The 16,867-nt window shown below is 62.1% G+C and carries 20 protein-coding genes; 11 read left to right on the top strand and 9 right to left on the bottom strand.

All coding sequences use genetic code 11. The annotated features are described in order from the left end of the window. Nucleotides 1-17 precede the first annotated feature (17 nt). From astA to J3P76_RS15715, 4 genes are all read right to left on the bottom strand, one after another. On the bottom strand, nucleotides 18-1,052 hold the full coding sequence (gene astA / locus J3P76_RS15730; RefSeq protein ID WP_434563385.1) for an arginine N-succinyltransferase: 1,035 nt from the start codon (nucleotides 1,050-1,052) through the stop codon (nucleotides 18-20). A 58-nt stretch (nucleotides 1,053-1,110) separates the two neighbouring features. Then, the gene (locus J3P76_RS15725) at nucleotides 1,111-2,127 is read right to left on the bottom strand and encodes an arginine N-succinyltransferase (protein WP_434700950.1); all 1,017 of its coding nucleotides are present in this window, start codon (nucleotides 2,125-2,127) and stop codon (nucleotides 1,111-1,113) included. 108 nt (nucleotides 2,128-2,235) lie between these two features. After that, complete coding sequence (locus J3P76_RS15720) at nucleotides 2,236-2,988, bottom strand: N-formylglutamate amidohydrolase (RefSeq protein WP_434610710.1); 753 nt, start codon at nucleotides 2,986-2,988, stop codon at nucleotides 2,236-2,238. Beyond that, a complete protein-coding gene (locus tag J3P76_RS15715; protein ID WP_434675045.1) occupies nucleotides 2,972-3,184 on the bottom strand; it encodes a hypothetical protein in 213 nt (70 codons plus the stop codon). Before J3P76_RS15715 ends, J3P76_RS15720 begins: the two co-directional genes overlap by 17 nt. A gap of 297 nt (nucleotides 3,185-3,481) precedes the next feature. Between J3P76_RS15715 and J3P76_RS15710 the strand changes: the two genes are divergently transcribed. After that, a complete protein-coding gene (locus tag J3P76_RS15710) occupies nucleotides 3,482-4,048 on the top strand; it encodes a histidine phosphatase family protein (protein ID WP_434675044.1) in 567 nt (188 codons plus the stop codon). Beyond that, a complete protein-coding gene (gene cobF / locus J3P76_RS15705; RefSeq protein WP_434563393.1) occupies nucleotides 4,045-4,800 on the top strand; it encodes a precorrin-6A synthase (deacetylating) in 756 nt (251 codons plus the stop codon). The genes J3P76_RS15710 and cobF overlap by 4 nt, the downstream gene beginning before the upstream one ends. 37 nt (nucleotides 4,801-4,837) lie before the next feature. On the opposite strand, the gene ftrA is transcribed toward cobF, so the two are convergent. Then, on the bottom strand, nucleotides 4,838-5,797 hold the full coding sequence (ftrA, locus tag J3P76_RS15700) for a transcriptional regulator FtrA (protein WP_434563395.1): 960 nt from the start codon (nucleotides 5,795-5,797) through the stop codon (nucleotides 4,838-4,840). Between the two features lie 100 nt (nucleotides 5,798-5,897). Here ftrA and J3P76_RS15695 point away from each other — a divergent pair, with 100 nt between their 5' ends. The 4 genes from J3P76_RS15695 (at nucleotide 5,898) to J3P76_RS15680 (ending at nucleotide 9,399) form a co-directional block, all read left to right on the top strand. Beyond that, complete coding sequence (locus tag J3P76_RS15695; protein WP_420764584.1) at nucleotides 5,898-6,332, top strand: rhodanese-like domain-containing protein; 435 nt, start codon at nucleotides 5,898-5,900, stop codon at nucleotides 6,330-6,332. A 289-nt stretch (nucleotides 6,333-6,621) separates the two neighbouring features. After that, on the top strand, nucleotides 6,622-7,401 hold the full coding sequence (locus J3P76_RS15690; RefSeq protein ID WP_420764583.1) for an ABC transporter substrate-binding protein: 780 nt from the start codon (nucleotides 6,622-6,624) through the stop codon (nucleotides 7,399-7,401). Nucleotides 7,402-7,505: 104 nt separating this feature from the next. Next, entirely contained in the window at nucleotides 7,506-8,618 is a 1,113-nt protein-coding gene (locus J3P76_RS15685; protein WP_420764582.1) for a succinylglutamate desuccinylase/aspartoacylase family protein, read from the top strand. Nucleotides 8,619-8,682: 64 nt separating this feature from the next. After that, nucleotides 8,683-9,399 carry an alpha/beta hydrolase gene (locus J3P76_RS15680; protein WP_434610722.1) on the top strand — a complete coding sequence of 239 codons (717 nt, stop codon included), beginning with the start codon at nucleotides 8,683-8,685 and terminating at the stop codon, nucleotides 9,397-9,399. A 313-nt stretch (nucleotides 9,400-9,712) separates the two neighbouring features. Here the strand turns inward: J3P76_RS15680 and J3P76_RS15675 are convergent, their stop codons facing one another. Next, nucleotides 9,713-10,300: a hypothetical protein gene (locus J3P76_RS15675; RefSeq protein WP_434700949.1), complete on the bottom strand. Its 588-nt coding sequence runs from the start codon at nucleotides 10,298-10,300 to the stop codon at nucleotides 9,713-9,715. 74 nt (nucleotides 10,301-10,374) lie between these two features. Next, a complete protein-coding gene (locus J3P76_RS15670; RefSeq protein WP_434700948.1) occupies nucleotides 10,375-11,310 on the bottom strand; it encodes a LysR family transcriptional regulator in 936 nt (311 codons plus the stop codon). A 111-nt stretch (nucleotides 11,311-11,421) separates the two neighbouring features. Between J3P76_RS15670 and J3P76_RS15665 the strand changes: the two genes are divergently transcribed. Both J3P76_RS15665 and J3P76_RS15660 read left to right on the top strand, forming a co-directional pair. Next, on the top strand, nucleotides 11,422-11,919 hold the full coding sequence (locus tag J3P76_RS15665) for a DMT family transporter (protein ID WP_420764578.1): 498 nt from the start codon (nucleotides 11,422-11,424) through the stop codon (nucleotides 11,917-11,919). Nucleotide 11,920: 1 nt separating this feature from the next. Continuing rightward, entirely contained in the window at nucleotides 11,921-12,373 is a 453-nt protein-coding gene (locus J3P76_RS15660; RefSeq protein ID WP_420764577.1) for a DMT family transporter, read from the top strand. Between the two features lie 5 nt (nucleotides 12,374-12,378). Here J3P76_RS15660 and J3P76_RS15655 read toward each other — a convergent pair whose 3' ends face one another. Continuing rightward, complete coding sequence (locus J3P76_RS15655; protein ID WP_420764576.1) at nucleotides 12,379-12,657, bottom strand: hypothetical protein; 279 nt, start codon at nucleotides 12,655-12,657, stop codon at nucleotides 12,379-12,381. A 152-nt stretch (nucleotides 12,658-12,809) separates the two neighbouring features. Here J3P76_RS15655 and selD point away from each other — a divergent pair, with 152 nt between their 5' ends. Both selD and mnmH read left to right on the top strand, forming a co-directional pair. Then, on the top strand, nucleotides 12,810-13,844 hold the full coding sequence (gene selD / locus J3P76_RS15650; protein WP_434563405.1) for a selenide, water dikinase SelD: 1,035 nt from the start codon (nucleotides 12,810-12,812) through the stop codon (nucleotides 13,842-13,844). Beyond that, entirely contained in the window at nucleotides 13,844-14,947 is a 1,104-nt protein-coding gene (mnmH, locus tag J3P76_RS15645; RefSeq protein WP_434700947.1) for a tRNA 2-selenouridine(34) synthase MnmH, read from the top strand. The genes selD and mnmH overlap by 1 nt, the downstream gene beginning before the upstream one ends. Nucleotides 14,948-15,101: 154 nt before the next feature. On the opposite strand, the gene J3P76_RS15640 is transcribed toward mnmH, so the two are convergent. Next, complete coding sequence (locus J3P76_RS15640) at nucleotides 15,102-15,776, bottom strand: histidine phosphatase family protein (protein WP_434563409.1); 675 nt, start codon at nucleotides 15,774-15,776, stop codon at nucleotides 15,102-15,104. A gap of 294 nt (nucleotides 15,777-16,070) precedes the next feature. Here J3P76_RS15640 and J3P76_RS15635 point away from each other — a divergent pair, with 294 nt between their 5' ends. Beyond that, nucleotides 16,071-16,769: a glutathione S-transferase family protein gene (locus J3P76_RS15635; protein ID WP_434700946.1), complete on the top strand. Its 699-nt coding sequence runs from the start codon at nucleotides 16,071-16,073 to the stop codon at nucleotides 16,767-16,769. Nucleotides 16,770-16,867 lie beyond the last annotated feature (98 nt).

Genomic DNA, 16,867 nt, shown 5'->3' with positions numbered 1-16,867 from the left:
GGGACAGGGCGGCGGATTTATGCCGCCTCGGCCTGTTCCCGCGGCCTGAGCAACGTCACGGCGCGTACCGTGTCGCCCGGTTGCACTTGCAGACGTTGGGCTGTGGCGCGGTCAACGAGCAGGCTTTGACCATGCAGGTGGGCCCGGGCGCTGGTGACGCGGCAGCTTTCCAGGCGCCGGTTGTGGATCAGCCACACCGGCGCCTGCCCGTCCGGCGTGCCGATCGTCAAGGTCAGTGGCTGGCTGTCGCGTACGCTGCGGATCTTCGAGACAGGTGCCTCGATGACCGGCCCGCCGTCAAAGATGTCCACGTATCCCTTGTGGGCGAAGCCTTCGGCACCGAGGATTTTCAAGGCGGGTTCGGTGTCCGGATGCGCTTTGCCTATCGCTGCCTGGGCCTGCTCGGTGAGTAGGCAGGTGTACAACGGTTGGCGTGGCATCAGCTCGGCGATGAAGGCCTTGTTGCCCATGCCAGCCAACTGGTCGGCGTAGCTGAAGTCCTTGTTGAAGAAGTGTCGTCCCAGGCTATCCCAGAAAGGCGAGCAGCCCTGGTCGTCCGCGCGACCGCGCAATTCTGCAATCAGCTTTTCGCCAAACAGCTGGGAAAACTCGGCCACGAACAGCAGGCGCGCCAGGGACAGCAAACGCCCGTTATGGCCACGGCGCTGATGGGGATGAAGGAACAGCGAGCAGATTTCCGATTGACCGGTCATTTCGTTGTTGAGGAACAGCGTCGGGATCTGTCGCTGGATGCCCAATTCAGGCGCCGAGCTGACGGTCACACCCACGCGGTAGTTGTACCAGGGCTCGCGCACCCCCACCGCACCGGTCAGCGCGCTGATACCCACCACGTGCCGGTCGTCGTCCTCCAGCACGAACAGGTAGTCGGCATCGGCACGTTCCACCTGCCCGGCGAAGGTCCGTTGGGCCCAGCGCACTCGGTGCGCCAGGCGTTCTTCATTGGCCGGCAGGCTGGTAAACCCCGGGCCGGCGCAGCGCGCCAGGTCCATCAACGCAGGCAGGTCGGTCAGGGCGACCGGGCGGACAATCATGGTGTCGCTCCTTGATCATGCCGGGCGCGATGTTGCCATAGACGGGCTCGAAGGCGTCTCATAGGCGGGCCACCCGGATCCGGTCACCCTCTGCAATGCCCAACGCTTGCAACATATCGGGCTGCAATGGGACAGGGCCTTCGCCGTTGACTTCCAGGTCGGCGACAATGGCTCGGTAATGGCCCAGGCGATCGTTGCTGACCAGGTAGCGACCCGTGGCGTCGATGTGTCGGCTCTGGCGCGCGATAGCCAAGTGACTCTGGGTGATCGAGCGGATGTTCGCGACCCGGGCGTGCAGCGTGGGGCCACCGTCGAAGATATCCACGTAGTTGTTGGTTTCGAAACCCTCGCGCTCGAGGATGTCGAAGGCTTCCTGGCCGTCCGGGTGGACCCGGCCTATGCAGGCCTGGGCCGCCGGGGGCAGCATCGGGACATAGATCGGGTATTGAGGCATCAGCTCTGCGAGGAAGGTTCGGCTGCGCAAGCCGCACAGACGTTCGGCCTCGCTGTAGGGCAGGTCGAAAAAATGCTGTCCGACGGCGTCCCAGAAGGGCGACTGGCCATCCTCGCTGCTGAAACCGACGATCTCAGTGATCACCGAGTCGGCAAAGCGCCGCGGGTGGGCGCCGATGAACATCAGCCGCGCCCGGGAAAGCAACTCCGATTCCGGCGTACGTACCCGTGCAGCGTCGATGTGGAAACCGCGCAGCAGCGTCTGACCGTTGAGGTCCTGGCAGAGCGACAGCGCGGGTACGCCGTGCTGGATGTTCAGCTCGCGGGATTCGCTGGAAAACGGCCGGTTGCGCAGGCTGTAGAATGGTTCGCCGCAACCCGTGGTGGCGACAATTTCCGAACAGCCCACGAGGCGACCTGATTCCAGCTCCTGCAAAACAAAAAAATAATTCTCCCCGCCCGGGGTGTGCACTTCGGCCTCGAATGAGGCGCACGAGGCGAGAATTTTTTCCCGCAGGTGATCGACGTCGTCGGGAAGCGAAGTGACGCCTACCAGGCTATCGCGGGCCAGCTGTTGCAGTTGCGGCAAATCGGTCAATTGAACTGGACGTAAAGCCAGCATGGATTGCACTCCTGTTCCAAAGAACCCGCTGATAGGCACCGGGCTTGACGATCACTGTCGTTGTCCACGCGTTGTTGCTTTGCAGCTGAAAACTCTACACCGTCGTGTTTATAGCAGGGGAGCGAGGTATGCGCTCCAGGTCCTTAACGACTCGAGGCTGCGCAGTTGGTCGTTGCGCACTTCGATCAGCACCGAATCCAGGCCGCGGCCGTCGCCATGTACCGGAACCGTCATGTCGCTCAAGGGGCTGACCTTGTAGGGCTGGTTGCCGGCGACCCGCAGCGAGTGCCGGGCCAGCCCTTCGACGATGTGCTGGGCATATTCCCTGGCTTCGCCAAACAGGACGCCGGCCTCGAGTGCGCGCGGCTGGCCGTAGAACACCGGGGTGAAACTATGGATGCCCACTACCCGCACGACCCGGTTGTCAGCCAGGCGGCGGTCGATCAGGGTTCGCAGTTGGTCATGAAAAGGGTGGAACAGGCACTGCTGGCGGTATTCGCGCGTGGCGTCGTCCAGCGAGTGGTTGCCGGGGATCTGGTAGATCTCGCTTTGCGCCGGGATGCTGTCGGGGACGTGCAATGGGCGGTTCAGGTCGATCAACAGTCGCGAGTAGTTGGCCGACAGCAGGGTCGCGCCAAGGGTTTCGGACAGCCGCTCGGCCAAGGCCAGGGCACCGATGTCCCAGGCGATATGTTCCTGGGCCGCCGTCTCATCCAGACCCAGGTCATTGAGCGCGCCTGGGATGAATCGGCTGGCATGTTCACAGACCAGCAGCAGCGGATGGTCCGACTCTTCCCGCAGCAATCTGAAAGCAGGCTTGGTGTACAGACCTGATTCGGCGCATTCAATGGGTTCGCGCATAGTGCTCACAAGGCTCGGCAGATGGCGACGCCTGGGTCAAGGCCGGCTCCCGGGCCTTCAAGGCTGGACAGGCTTCAACCAGCGGGCTGGACGCCGCTTCGAACAATGCCCGACTGCGCAGGGCATCTATGGCCTGGCTTTCCGATGGCGGCAAAACCAGGCATGGATCGCTGGTCTGGTCTCTGGAGAGAGGCATCCGTGCTCCTTGCCTGGATGGGTGTTGGGTTTTTTTCATCATTTCGAAAATAGTATTTGGGTAGCGGGTGCTACGTGTCCAGAGGTTTTTACGTTCCGTTTAAAAAGTCTGAACTTATGTGTAAGCCTTGTAGGGCAAGGCTTTGGTTGAGGTGCCTTTGTATGTCAGGTAATGCTTCTGCCGGTGTCGGACATAACGCCTTTTTGTCCAACGTTATTGGAGTTCATATAAGGTGCTGTACAACAAAGTGCGCCATTGCCCTGTCACTGATCCCCTCCAACCGCCCGAGAATTCCCCGTGCAAGCGACCCGCCTGACCTTGATGTGCCACGCCCGCACCGCCGCTCAGAAAAGCGCTCGCTTGGGCCTGGACGAACCGCTGGATGCCGGTTGGCTGGCGAAGCGCCCCGACATCGGTCGCCAATACCACCATGTCCGGCATCTGCTCTGCGGGCCGGAACTGAGGACGCGCCAGACGGCGGCCTTGTTGGGTGACTCACCCGTGGTGACCCCGGCATTGGCCGATTGTGATTTCGGACGGTGGCGGGGGGCGTCGGTCGACGAGTTGCTCGCGACCGAACCGCAGCACCTCCAGGCGTGGCGCGATGATCCGGACGCCGCGCCCCACGGCGGTGAATCCGTCAGCCAATTGTGTCGGCGCGTCGGTGACTGGCTGGCGTCCCTGGAAAAGACCCCGGGTCGTTGGTTGGCCGTTACCCATCCGTTCGTGATCCGCGCCGCCATGATGAACGTGCTGGGCTGCCAACCGGCCATGTTCAACCGGATCGATATCGAACCCCTTGGCGTCGTTGACCTGCGATTCAACGGGGTTTGGCGCTTGCGAGCCTTGGAGTCACGACCATGAAAAAACTCTTGGTGATCGGCATCGGTGCAGGTGATCCGGACCACTTGACGATGCAGGCGGTGAAGGCCTTGAACCAGGTGGATGTATTTTTCCTGATGGACAAGGGGCCTGCCAAGGACGGGTTGCTGGACTTGCGCCGCGAGATCTGTCGACGCTATATCGCCGACCATTCCTACCGTTTCGTCGAAGCCAGCAGTCCTGAGCGCGAGCGCGGCGATTCGGACTACGCGGGCACTGTCACGGAGCTGAATCGGGCGAAGCAGGCCATTTTCGAAGGGCTGATCGATGAGCAGTTATCGGACGGACAATGCGGCGGTTTCCTGGTGTGGGGCGACCCGTCGTTATACGACAGCACCTTGCGTATCCTCCAGGCGATCCTTGATTCGGGACGCTGCGCTTTCGAGTTCGAAGTGATCCCTGGCATCACCAGCGTCCAGGCCCTCGCGGCGCGACATAAAGTGTCATTGAATACCATTGGCGGTTCGCTGGAGATAACCACTGGCCGGCGGTTGGCGGCGGGGCAGGTCGGCGACGCGGAGAGCGTGGTGGTGATGCTCGATGCGCAGGACGCGTATCGTCAGGTACGCGATCCGGACCTGCACATCTACTGGGGCGCCTATGTAGGGACGGCGGACGAAATCCTGGTCGCCGGCCGGCTGGGGGACGTGGCCGATGACATCGAACGCACTCGCCAGGCGGCGCGGCAGGCCAATGGCTGGATCATGGACACGTACTTGTTGCGCAGACGCTGAGCGTCGCGAGCAAACCTGGGCGAAGCTCATGCTGGGTTCATCCCCGCCCAAACCGCTCTCGGTAGACCGACGGCGCAACCCCCACCACGCTACGAAATGCCACGCGGAAACTTTCCACCGAGCGGTAGCCGCAGAGTTGGGCAATGATGTCGGTGTTGTCGCTCGTGCTCTCCAGCAGTTCCCGCGCCCGAGCCAGGCGTTCATGTTGCAGCCAGGCCTTGGGTGAAAGGCCAGAGGCCTGGGTGAAGCGGCGCAGGAAGGTTCGTTCGCTCATGGCGGCGTGGCTTGCCAGCTCGCGCACACCCAGCGGCTCGTGGAGACGCTCCCGGGCCCATTGCATGACGCCGGACAAGTCGCTGCGCGGTGTGCGACTGACCGGCGACGGAATGAATTGCGCCTGGCCGCCGGTGCGTTGCGTCGGCATGACCAGCCGGCGTGCCACGGTGTTGGCGACCTGGGCTCCGAAATCCCGCGCAACCAGGTGCAGGCACGCATCGATGCCTGCCGCGCTGCCAGCCGACGTGATCACTTGGCCTGAATCGACATAAAGCACGTCGGGATCCACATCGATGGCGGGGTAGCGCTCGGCGAGCTCGTCGGTGTAGCGCCAATGAGTCGTGGCGCCCAGGCCGTCGAGCAATCCCGTGGCGGCAAGCACGAACGCTCCTGAACAGATCGACAACAAACGGGCGCCGCGTTCATGGGCTCGCCGCAGGGCCTGGAGCAGGGCATCGGAGGGCGGACCGCTGCGAATGCGCCAGCCCGGCACGACAATCGTACGAGCGCTGTCGAGCAGTTCCATGCCGCCATCGGCCAGCACCTGGAAGCCGCCCATGGCGCGCATCGGGCCTTCGTCGACGGCGACGATGCGGTGCTCATACCACGGGAAATCGAACTCGGGCCGTGCCAGTCCGAATATCTCGACGGCGACGCCGAACTCGAACGTGCACAGGCCGTCGTAGGCAAGGATCGCGACGAGGCCGGGTGTAGGATGCATTTGGCGGAAAATTCCCACAGAGTGTCGTATCCGCCACTGTAGCGGTAAGCGCCAGGTCGATAAAGTCTCTTCGAGCCCTTTTGTTCCAGGAGTAAAAATCATGACCAGCCCCGTTAGCGAAGTGCCTGCCGCCTCATCCGACCTGGCCTTGCAACACTTCAGCCGGCGCCTGATGTTCGAAACCGACTGTTCCGATGTCCATGCCAGCCAGGAAACGGGCGATGTCGATTTTGTACTGGTGGATGTACGCGGTCCGCTGGCCTACGAGCGCGGGCATGTGCCGGGGGCGATCAATCTTCCAACCCGCACGCTCACGGCGCACGCACTGGCGGCCTATCCCGAGACGACTCTGTTCGTGGTCTATTGCGCCGGGCCACACTGCAACGGCGCCAACAAGGCTGCGGTCCGCCTGGCGACCCTCGGGTATCCGGTCAAGGAAATGATTGGCGGCGTCATGGGCTGGCTCGACGAGGGCTTTCGCCTGACCGGTTCCGTAGAGCGCGTGGCGGAGAAGATCGTCAGCTGCGATTGCTGAAATTTTCCGGCGGCTTGTTCACGTTGTGGCGAGGCAGCTTGCTCCCGCTGGGCTGCGTAGCAGTCCTGAGCGGTGTAGAACCTCGCCACCAGCGTTTGCCTCTGTCAGGCTTTTCGTAAATTCATGATCCTCAGCCAAGCCTGGGTATTTCTATAACTATTTGTCGCCTCTACGTAATTCCCCTCCCGAGTGCCCCTCTAGACTCCCGCCCACTTCGGTTTCCCAGACCGAACGCTGTTTCCGAATCTGCCAATAACGATCAAAAAAACCTGCGCACTCAGGAGCAAAAATGAAGAAGCTTGTCATGTTCGGTGCCCTGGCACTGTCCGTATTATCCTTCTCAGCCGTGGCCGAAGACGCCAAGCCGATCCGTCTCGGGATCGAGGCCGGGTATCCACCCTTTTCGATGAAAACCCCTGACGGCAAGCTGGCCGGCTTCGATGTGGATATCGGCGACGCGCTGTGCGAGCAGATGAAGGTCAAGTGTGTCTGGGTCGAGCAGGAGTTCGACGGCCTGATCCCGGCGCTGAAGGTCAAGAAAATCGACGCGGTCCTGTCGTCCATGACGATCACGGACGACCGCAAGAAAAACGTCGACTTCACCATCAAGTACTACCACACCCCGGCGCGTTTCGTGATGAAGCAAGGCACCGACGTCAAGGACCCGCTGACCGAGCTCAAGGGCAAGAAAGTCGGTGTACTGCGCGCCAGTACCCATGACCGCTTCGCGACCGAAGTGCTGGTGCCGGCGGGGATCAACCTGGTGCGCTACACCTCTCAGCAGGAGGCCAACCTGGACATGGTTGCCGGTCGCCTCGACGCGATGCTGGCTGACTCGGTCAACCTCGACGAAGGTTTCCTGAAAACCGACGCCGGCAAAGGTTTTGCCTTCGTCGGGCCTACCTATGAAGACGCCAAGTACTTCGGCGGCGGCGCCGGCATTGCGGTGCGCAAGGGTGACAAAGAGCTTGCCGAGAAATTCAACGCTGCCATCGCTGAAATCCGCGCCAATGGCACCTACAAGAAAGTGCAGGACAAATACTTCGCCTTTGACGTCTACGGGCATTAATAGCTGAAGCCCACAGGTGGCCCGCCGCTGACCCGGCCGGCCACCTTTTTCATGGGCGATTGTTTTACCCTGAGCCTGTCGAGAAACCGATATCTGGAGTGCCTATGCAACGCATCGACCATATCCTGCCATGGAGTCACCTGGGCACGGAGCGTTCGCTCAGCGTGTTTCGTTACGGCCACGGGCCGCGCAAGGCGTACATCCAGGCGAGCCTGCATGCCGACGAGTTGCCGGGCATGCGCACGGCATGGGAGCTGAAACAGCGACTGAACGATCTTGAAGCCCGTGGTTTGCTCAAAGGCGTGATCGAGCTCGTGCCGGTGGCCAATCCCATCGGCCTGGATCAGCATCTGCAAAGCGCCCATATGGGGCGTTTCGAGCTGGGCAGCGGCAAGAATTTCAACCGTTCCTTCGTCGAACTCAGCGCCCCGGTGGCGCAACGCATCGGTGACCGTCTCGGGGATGACCCGGCCGCCAACATCACCCTGATTCGCCAGACAATGGTCGAGGTGCTGGAAGATCTGCCGCCGCCACCTTCCCAGCTTGAAGCCCTGCACCGGCTATTGCTTCGCCACGCCTGCGACGCCGATGTCACTCTGGATCTGCACTGTGATTTCGAGGCCGCGATCCACTTGTATGCCTTGCCCCAGCAATGGCCGCAGTGGCGCTCATTGGCCGCGCGCTTGAAGGCCGGGGTGGCGTTGCTGTGTGAAGATTCGGGCGGCAGTTCGTTCGATGAGTCCTGCTCGACACCCTGGTTGCGCCTGGCTAGGATTTTTCCGCAAGCGGCGATTCCGCCGGCCAACCTGGCGACGACGCTCGAACTGGGCAGCATGGGCGACACCCGGGTGGAGCAGGCCCAGGCCAATTGCGAAGCCATCCTGGGATTTCTCGCGGAACAGGGCCTCATCGCCGGTGACTGGCCGGCCGCGCCGCAAGAATGCTGCGAGGGCTTGCCGTTCGAAGGCACGCAATACCTGTTCGCGCCGCACCATGGCGTGGTGAGTTTCCTGCGGGAGGCCGGGGAGTGGGTGGAGCGCGGCGATCCGCTGTTCGAGGTGGTCGATCCGTTGAATGACCGGGTCAGCGTTGTGCCAGCGGGCACCAGCGGCGTACTGTTCGCCCTGGATCGTGGGCGCTACACCCAGCCAGGTATCTGGCAGGCGAAAGTCGCCGGGCGCGAGCCTATTCGGGCGGGGAAATTGATCAACGACTGATAAGTGCTGTCTACCTCACCGCACGGTCGTTGTCGTGCGGCTATCCAATGATGGAGGAAGACTGATGCTCAAAGCGTTCGCCCTGTTTCTGCTGCTGGTATCGGCCGGCGTGCAGGCCCAACCGTCGCTGCAAACGGATTTGCCCCTCAATTACCTGGCCCGCGCCGACGAGCAGGCCCGAAACCGGCCGCTCGTGATTTTCCTGCACGGTTCGGGCAGCAACGAAACGGATCTGCTCAGGCTCGCCGATGAACTGCCCAGGCACTACAACTACCTCTCGGTGCGCGCGCCCAAGTCCATGGAACCGGGCCACTACCAATGGTTCGCCAAAAAGGGCGAGGGCGCGTATGACGGTGACACTTCAGACTTGAAGGCCAGTGGCCAGATGCTTATGGAATTCATCGAAAAGGCGCGGGCCAAGTACCCGACCGATGCGGGCAACGTCTACCTGGTGGGCTTCAGCCAGGGCGCGATGATGAGCTACGAAATCGCCTTGCGACACCCGGAAGCCGTCGGGGGCATCGCTGCGATGGGTGGGCGAATCCTGCCGGTGCTGCGGGCCGAACTGACGCCCGACGAGGCACGAAGGGCGCTAGCCGTGTTCATCGGCCACGGCACCGCGGATCCGATCATTCCCTTCCATGACGGCACCGACGCCGACACCTTCCTAAAGACCCTGGCCCTGGAGCCGGAATTCCATGCCTATCCGGGCCTTGGCCATGAGATCAATGCGCAGGAAGTGAAGGATCTGCGGGCCTGGCTTGAGCGACTCAACCCCTGATAGGCACACCAGCCCCCAAAGGGAATTGTGCTGCGCTTGGGTTTTGAGTCATCCACAAATCCAGTGTGGGAGCGAGCCTGCTCGCGATGGCGGTGTTTCAGTTGATGAGGATGCTGAATGTACCGCCGTCATCGCGAGCAGGCTCGCTCCCACGGGGGGGTGTGCTGCGCTTGGGTTTTGAGTCATCCACAAATCCAGTGTGGTAGCGAGCCTGCTCGCGATGGCGGTGTTTCAGTTGATGGGGATGCTGAATGTACCGCCGTCATCGCGAGCAGGCTCGCTCCCACGGGTCAGGCATGCTGCGCCAGTGTTCTCACTTCCCGCTGGCGATCTGCTTGACCAGGGCCTCATGGCCGGCCTGGTCGCTGGCCCTGGAAATGATCTGCACCACGGCCATACGGGTGCCGGAGGCGCCGATCAGCGTGGTGTCCAACGTCGGCCCGCCACCCTGCGTGGCCTTGGTGTCGAGCTGACGCAGGCCCAGACCGGTGGTTTTCTGGATCAGGCTTTGTTCGCCAAGAATTTTGGCATCCGGCAGAGCCTTGGTTTTCTGGACGGCAAAATCGGCAAAGGTGCTGTCCAGGAAGGCCGCGTCGTTGTCCTTCACATTCGCCCCGTCGACCAAGGTGTTTTCAGCCGTGATCACCACTGTCTTGCTCGTGGCATTGCTGTACATCATACCGGTCGCCCCGGCTGTCCCCTGGGCCACTTCGCCCGCGGATAACGGCGTTGCCGTGTAGCCCTTGGGCAGGGTGAAGCTGAACTTGCCGCCCAGCATCGAAATCTTCTGGACCGGTGCCTGGGCCACGGTCTTGGGCTGGGCCGCCATGGCAGGCCATGCGGCCAGGCTGGCGATCGCCGTCAGCAGCACGGCGGCGGCTCGTTTACTCAGCAATGACATTAAAACGCTCCACGCAGGCTCGATCTAAAGCTGGATCATCCCATGGGCCTGGCCTTGACTCCAGCGCCCGACCGTCAAGGACGATCCCAGTAGGGCACCTCGCCGAAACATTCAAGGAAAAAGTCGATCACCGTACGCACCTTCACCGACAGGCGTCGGCTGCCGGGCCAGAGGATAGCGATTTGCTGGGGTTCGAGGCTGTTGGACGCTTCGTAGTCGCTCAGCACCGGCACCAGCGTTCCGCTGCGCACGGCTTCGCCGATGAGCCACGACGGGAACATCACCAGGCCCAGCCCTTGCACGGCGGCCTGGGTCAGGGTGTCGGCGTGGTTGCCGGTGATCGGGCCCCTGACACTGTATGGCGTCCAGGTTTGACCGGGACGTCGGAAGAACCAGCGCTGCTGGCCCGCCACGCCTTTATAGGCCAGGCACTCATGGGCAGCCAGGTCCTGGGGCTTGCGTGGCGTGCCATGACGGGCGAGGTAGTCGGGGCTTGCGGCAATCTGGAAGCGGTGCGGCGCGACGATCCGCGCCTGCATGCTGGAATCGTGCAGCGGCCCGATGCGAAAGAGCAGGTCGGCACCTTGCTGCAGCGGGTCCACATAATTGTCGGTCTGCTGGATGTCCAACTGCAGCTTGGGGTAGCGCTCGCACAACTGGCCCAGCCACGGCGTCAGGTGTCGCTGGCCGAACACCACGGGAGCGTTGATCCGTATCAGCCCGGCCGGCTCGCTGTACTGCTCCTGCAAGGCTTGTTCGGCTTCCTCCAGTTGCACCAGCAGCAACCGTGCGTGGTGACCGAGCAGGCGGCCGGCTTCGGTGGGCGAAACGGCGCGCGTGTGGCGATAGAGCAGTTGCTGGTTCAGCGCTTGCTCCATCAATCGGATCTGGCGGGAAATCGAAGAGGGCGCCAACCCCTCACGCCGCGCCACTTCCGAAAAGCTGCCGTGATCGAGCACCGCGACAAACAGTCGGAGTGCCTTGAAACCCAGTTCATCGAGACCTTGCATGGGAAATCCGCTGTGCGTACTGCGCAAAAGTGTTGTGGGAATGCTCACATTTATCGCATAGGAGCGCCAGTTGATAATGCCCGTCGTTTCTTTCCAAGACAGGTATATTCGATGCAACCGACATCACAAGACGCGGCCGCGCCGATAGCGGCGGCGGCGCCACCCCGGCCATTTTTGCGCTGGCTATTGTTGCCCCTGGTCATCCTGGCGGGCATGGGATTGTCGGTGGAGGCCGGTCTGCTGGGACCGTTGGGCATCCAGGTCGGCCATCTATGGGCGACATTGAGCATCTTTGGCGTGGGCGCCGCGCTGTTGTTCCTGCTGCTGTTGCTCAGCGGCCCCCAGCGAGGCCCATCACTGGACACGCTGCCGCGCTGGCAATTGATCGGCGGCTTCCTGGGACCCATCTATGTGGTGGTCCTGACCCTCGCCACCCCTCACATCGGTATTGCGATGACCATGATCGCGATCCTCTCCGGCCAAGTGGGCAAAAGCGTGCTGATCGACCATTTCGGTTGGTTCGGCGCGAGTCGCAAGCGGGTCAATCGCGAGCGTTGGCTGGCGTTGGCGTTGATTGTGGTGGCCCTTGTCCTGATAGCCCGAGGTTGATATGAGCATCATTGTGTTATTGCTGGTGGTCGTCGCCGCCGGCGCGGTACTGAGCGTTCAGGCCGCGATCAACGGACGCCTGGGCGAGACGGTTGGCGTGCTGCGCAGCAGCCTGCTGACCTTTGTGGTGGGCACGGTGGTCACGGGGCTGTTGATCGTGTTTTTCGAGCCGGCCCACGCCATGAGCCTGCTGGAGGTGCCCAAGTGGCAGCTCAGCGGTGCGTTGTTTGGCGTGGTGTACATGATAGTGATGGTCGGCGCGGTGCCACGAGTCGGCACGGCCGTTGCCACCGTGGCGGTCATTGTCGGGCAACTGGGCATGGGCATGCTGATCGATAACTTCGGCTGGCTGGGCAATCCGGCGATCGAACTGTCCAGCAGCCGCTTGCTGGCCATGGCCTGCCTGGCTTTGGCGCTGGTGTTCATGTACCGCAGCAGTACACCGCGCGCCTGAGCGCTTCAGTCCGGTTCGACGTCCAGCTGCAAGCTGTCGTCGGCCAGGCGCTCGGAACGCCGGACGATACCGCTGATGCGTCGGCCTTCGGCGCTGAACACCACGATCTGGGCCTTTGCCAGATCTTCGGGCAGCGGCGGACGTACATGCAAGGCAAACCACGGCGGCTCGCCGTCGTCCAGACGCTTGACGTCGAACTGGCAGTCGACGCTTTTGGTCTCGCGGCCGAACAGCGTGTCGAGACCGTAATCAAGATGAGTCGTCGCGGGTGGGGTTGGGTCCATCGGCTATCTCCTTGGAAGGCTCGGCTATTGTTCAAGTGAGTCCCGCGACGCCGGAAAAATTCCGTCGGATACGCGGCGATTGATCGCGACGGGCGGTGGGCGGCGGACGTTGCTGGTAGAATTGCCGACCTTGACTTACGAGAGGTATGCCCATGAGCGAGCCGATTCGCCTGACCCAGTACAGCCACGGTGCCGGTTGCGGCTGCAAGATTTCGCCCCAGGTGCTGGAAGTGATCCTGGCCGGCAGCGGTGCGCAGAACCTTGACCCCAAGCTTTGGGTCGGCAATGCCTCCCGGGACGATGCAGCGGTGTATGCCATCGACGAGGAGCGCGGGGTGGTCTCGACCACCGATTTCTTCATGCCGATCGTCGACGATCCTTTCGATTTCGGACGCATCGCCGCGACCAATGCCATCAGTGATATCTACGCCATGGGCGGCGATCCGCTGATGGCGATTGCAATCCTCGGCTGGCCCGTCAACGTACTGGCCCCGGAGATTGCCCGGGAGGTCATTCGTGGTGGCCGCTCGGTGTGCGACGAGGCGGGCATTCCCTTGGCGGGCGGCCATTCGATCGATGCGCCGGAGCCAATGTTTGGCCTCGCGGTGACGGGGCTCCTGCACAAGCGCCACATGAAGCGCAACGACACCGCCGTCGCGGGTTGCCGCTTGTACCTGACCAAACCCCTGGGGATCGGCATCCTCACGACCGCGGAAAAGAAAGGCAAGCTGCGCGCCGCCGACGTGGGCCTGGCCCGGGATTGGATGTGCACCCTCAACAAGCCCGGCAGCCATTTCGGCAAGCTCGACGGCGTGGCCGCAATGACCGATGTCACCGGTTTCGGCTTGCTCGGACACTTGGTGGAGATGGCCGATGGCAGCCAGCTCACCGCACGCATCCGCTACGACGCCGTGCCGCGCTTGCCGGGCGTCGAGTACTACCTGGACCTGGGCTGCGTGCCGGGCGGCACACTGCGCAACTATGACAGCTACGCCAGCAGGGTCGGTCGGGTCCAGGAGTTGCACAAGCGCGTGCTGTGCGACCCGCAGACCAGCGGCGGCTTGCTGGTTGCCGTCACGCCCGAAGGCGAAAGCGAATTCCTGCAGGTTGCCGTCGAGCTGGGCCTTTCGCTGGAGCCGATCGGTGAATTGGTCGAGCGACAGAGCCACGCGGTCGAGGTGTTCTGATGCCCCGCGACATCACCGATTACCGCGATATCTTCCTCAACGACCGTCCGATGATGGACACCCGAGCGCCCGTCGAATTCCTCAAGGGCGCGTTTCCCGGCGTGGTCAACCTGCCCCTGATGACCGACATCGAACGGCAACGCGTTGGCACTTGCTATAAACAACAGGGCCAGCAAGCTGCCATCGTCCTCGGGCATCAATTGGTTAGCGGTGACACCAAGGCCCAGCGCATCCAGGCCTGGTCCGACTTCGCCCGTTCCCATCCCGACGGAGTGCTTTATTGCTTTCGTGGTGGCTTGCGCTCGCAGATTGTCCAGCAGTGGCTCAAGGAAGAAGCCGGCATCGACTACCCCCGTGTCGGCGGTGGCTACAAGGCCATGCGTACCTTTCTGCTCGAAACCGTCGATCAAGCGGCTGCCCAGTGCGACCTGGTCTTGTTGGGCGGCATGACCGGCACGGGCAAGACCGAAGTGCTGACGCAACTGCCCAACGCACTGGACCTGGAAGGCTACGCGAATCATCGCGGTTCCAGCTTTGGCAAGCGCGCCACCGGGCAGCCGTCCAACATCGATTTCGAAAACCTGCTGGCGGTGGATGTGCTGAAGAAGCGCGCCGCCGGGCTCGAGCAATTCGTGCTGGAAGACGAAAGTCGCATGGTGGGCAGCTGCGCCGTGCCGCTGCCGTTGTACCAGCGTATGCAGCAGGTGCCGATGGTCTGGCTAGAAGACAGCCTGGAGCGACGGGTCGAGCGCATCCTGAGTGATTATGTGATCAACCTCTGCGCCGAATTCATCGACGTGCATGGCGACGAAGGCTTCTCGCTGTTTTCCGAACGGCTATTGGCGAGCCTCGACAACATCCATAGGCGGCTGGGGGGCGACCGTCATCGCCGGTTGATGGACATCATGGAGGCGGCCCTGGCCGAGCAGGCCAGTACGGGAGCCGTCGATTTGCATCGCGGCTGGATCGAAGGCTTGCTGCGCGAATATTACGACCCGATGTACGTATTCCAGCGAGAAAAGAAGGGCGGGCGCATCGAGTTCGCCGGGGAGCAGGCGGCGGTATTGCAATACCTGCGTGAGCGCGCGGCTCGGGGCGGGTAGGACGCCATCTGGCACTCAACACACCGTGCCCCTGTGGGAGCGAGCCTGCTCGCGAAGAGGCCGTTTCATGCACCACATCAGTGACTGAGAAACCGCTTTCGCGAGCAGGCTCGCTCCCACATCGGATGTCCAGTCAATAGAAGCGGCCTGCCGCTTACGTCGGGCACGTCTCCTGCCCGTTATCCAGCCCTTGCTTGTAATTCTGGCTGGTGAGGCTGGCCTTGCCGTTGTGCCACGTCAGGGTCAGTACATACAGCGAATCGAAATCGCTCGACGCCCAATCGTCGGTAATCTCTTGCCGTTTGCCCACCGCTTCACCGGCGACCTTATTGATCAGCTCCGGCAGGTAACCATGGGACCAGGCGGTGTAGATGGTGGAGTTGTGGTATTTGTCGTCCAGCAGTTCGTTTGCCAGGTCGCTGGTGTCGTTGGCTGAGTATTCGATATTGACCGGCAAGCCCAGCTTGATGGCACTGGGGCTGATGGTCATCAATGGGCGGATGTAACTATAGGAATTGTCCAACTCACCCTCTTCGACGTTTCGGGTAGGGTTGGCGGCGAATACATAGTCAGCTTTGCCGAATTTTTCCGGCAGCAGGGTAGCCAGGTCGATGGCGCGGTTGAGGCCTTGGCAGTTGAGCTGGCCGAGGCCCCCGGCGGGTTTCTCGGCGTGGCGCAAGAACACCAGGGTCTGGACACCGTCGGCTGGCTGCGCGCGGCTGACGCTGGATTCCAGCGACAGCACCAGTCCACAGGCCACAAGCAGCGTCGGCAGCACCAGCCACGAACGGCGTTTGAGGTAACGGGTGAATCTCTGTGGGTTCATCATGGGATAGACGTCTTCGATGCTCTCGATTCAGGCTGACAAACCCCGGCACCGCGAGGCCCTGGGCCCGGGTGTTTTCCTTGTCGTAAAGCCGCTTCGATTTCTCGGGGCCTCTCTCTGAGTCCCTTCTCGCCCTTTGGTTCGATCCTGGCCGATGCGCTGTTTTTAGCGGCATGCCGTCAGGAGATGAAGCGAATGTTAGCGACAGGATGTTGCGGATTTAAGAATGGGCGACGGCCCAAAGCTGGATCAGCTGATTTATGCTTCAGCTTTCTGGCTGACTCTGGAACTCATTTCATGCCCAACCTGACCCCTTTTCCCATCACCCAAAAATGGCCCGCCCAGTACCCGGAGTGGATCCAGCTCTACTCCCTGCCGACCCCCAACGGCGTAAAAGTCTCGATCATGCTCGAAGAGATTGGCCTGCCGTACGAGCCCCATAAAGTCGATTTCGGCAGTAATGACCAATTGTCGCCCGAGTTTCTGTCGCTGAACCCCAACAACAAGATTCCAGCCATTCTCGATCCCCACGGTCCCGGGGACCAACCGCTGGCGTTGTTCGAATCGGGGGCGATCCTGATTTACCTGGCGGACAAGAGCGGCCAATTGCTCGCACAGGAATCGGCGGCGCGCTACGAGACGATCCAGTGGCTGATGTTCCAGATGGGCGGGATCGGGCCGATGTTCGGGCAACTGGGGTTCTTCAACAAGTTCGCCGGCAAGGACTACGAGGACAAGCGACCGCGCGACCGTTATGTCGAGGAGAGCAGGCGCCTGCTCAAGGTGCTCGATGGCCGTTTGCAGGGGCGGGACTGGATCATGGGCGAGCGCTACACCATTGCCGACATCGCGACGTTTGCGTGGGTGCGCAATCTGCTGGGATTCTACGAGGCGGGTGACCTGGTGGGCATCCAGAACTTCCCCAACGTGACTCGGGTGTTGGAGCGTTTCCTGGCGCGGCCGGCGGTGACTCGCGGGTTGAAGATCCCGGAATGACTGGCACCAGGGCTCGTTGACTGAGGGATTATTGCCCGGTCGGTAACACTCTGTTTTCCGAGCGCCGTTTGTGCCCTGGCTGGCCAGGGCATAAGCTT

Origin of the sequence: Pseudomonas sp. D1-36, from assembly GCF_051132205.1 — a bacterium.
GTDB lineage: Bacteria > Pseudomonadota > Gammaproteobacteria > Pseudomonadales > Pseudomonadaceae > Aquipseudomonas.
The sequence above is the reverse complement of the archived record's forward strand: the minus strand, read 5'-3'. Positions and strand labels throughout refer to the sequence as shown.

Bases quoted from the DNA above. Each gene is read 5' to 3' on its own strand.
- astA (WP_434563385.1), bottom strand. From the start codon at position 1,052: ATGATTGTCCGCCCGGTCGCCCTGACCGACCTGCCTGCGTTGATGGAC.
- J3P76_RS15725 (WP_434700950.1), bottom strand. From the start codon at position 2,127: ATGCTGGCTTTACGTCCAGTTCAATTGACCGATTTGCCGCAACTGCAA.
- J3P76_RS15720 (WP_434610710.1), bottom strand. From the start codon at position 2,988: ATGCGCGAACCCATTGAATGCGCCGAATCAGGTCTGTACACCAAGCCT.
- J3P76_RS15715 (WP_434675045.1), bottom strand. From the start codon at position 3,184: ATGCCTCTCTCCAGAGACCAGACCAGCGATCCATGCCTGGTTTTGCCG.
- cobF (WP_434563393.1), top strand. From the start codon at position 4,045: ATGAAAAAACTCTTGGTGATCGGCATCGGTGCAGGTGATCCGGACCAC.
- ftrA (WP_434563395.1), bottom strand. From the start codon at position 5,797: ATGCATCCTACACCCGGCCTCGTCGCGATCCTTGCCTACGACGGCCTG.
- J3P76_RS15695 (WP_420764584.1), top strand. From the start codon at position 5,898: ATGACCAGCCCCGTTAGCGAAGTGCCTGCCGCCTCATCCGACCTGGCC.
- J3P76_RS15690 (WP_420764583.1), top strand. From the start codon at position 6,622: ATGAAGAAGCTTGTCATGTTCGGTGCCCTGGCACTGTCCGTATTATCC.
- J3P76_RS15685 (WP_420764582.1), top strand. From the start codon at position 7,506: ATGCAACGCATCGACCATATCCTGCCATGGAGTCACCTGGGCACGGAG.
- J3P76_RS15680 (WP_434610722.1), top strand. From the start codon at position 8,683: ATGCTCAAAGCGTTCGCCCTGTTTCTGCTGCTGGTATCGGCCGGCGTG.
- J3P76_RS15675 (WP_434700949.1), bottom strand. From the start codon at position 10,300: ATGTCATTGCTGAGTAAACGAGCCGCCGCCGTGCTGCTGACGGCGATC.
- J3P76_RS15670 (WP_434700948.1), bottom strand. From the start codon at position 11,310: ATGCAAGGTCTCGATGAACTGGGTTTCAAGGCACTCCGACTGTTTGTC.
- J3P76_RS15665 (WP_420764578.1), top strand. From the start codon at position 11,422: ATGCAACCGACATCACAAGACGCGGCCGCGCCGATAGCGGCGGCGGCG.
- J3P76_RS15660 (WP_420764577.1), top strand. From the start codon at position 11,921: ATGAGCATCATTGTGTTATTGCTGGTGGTCGTCGCCGCCGGCGCGGTA.
- J3P76_RS15655 (WP_420764576.1), bottom strand. From the start codon at position 12,657: ATGGACCCAACCCCACCCGCGACGACTCATCTTGATTACGGTCTCGAC.
- selD (WP_434563405.1), top strand. From the start codon at position 12,810: ATGAGCGAGCCGATTCGCCTGACCCAGTACAGCCACGGTGCCGGTTGC.
- mnmH (WP_434700947.1), top strand. From the start codon at position 13,844: ATGCCCCGCGACATCACCGATTACCGCGATATCTTCCTCAACGACCGT.
- J3P76_RS15640 (WP_434563409.1), bottom strand. From the start codon at position 15,776: ATGATGAACCCACAGAGATTCACCCGTTACCTCAAACGCCGTTCGTGG.
- J3P76_RS15635 (WP_434700946.1), top strand. From the start codon at position 16,071: ATGCCCAACCTGACCCCTTTTCCCATCACCCAAAAATGGCCCGCCCAG.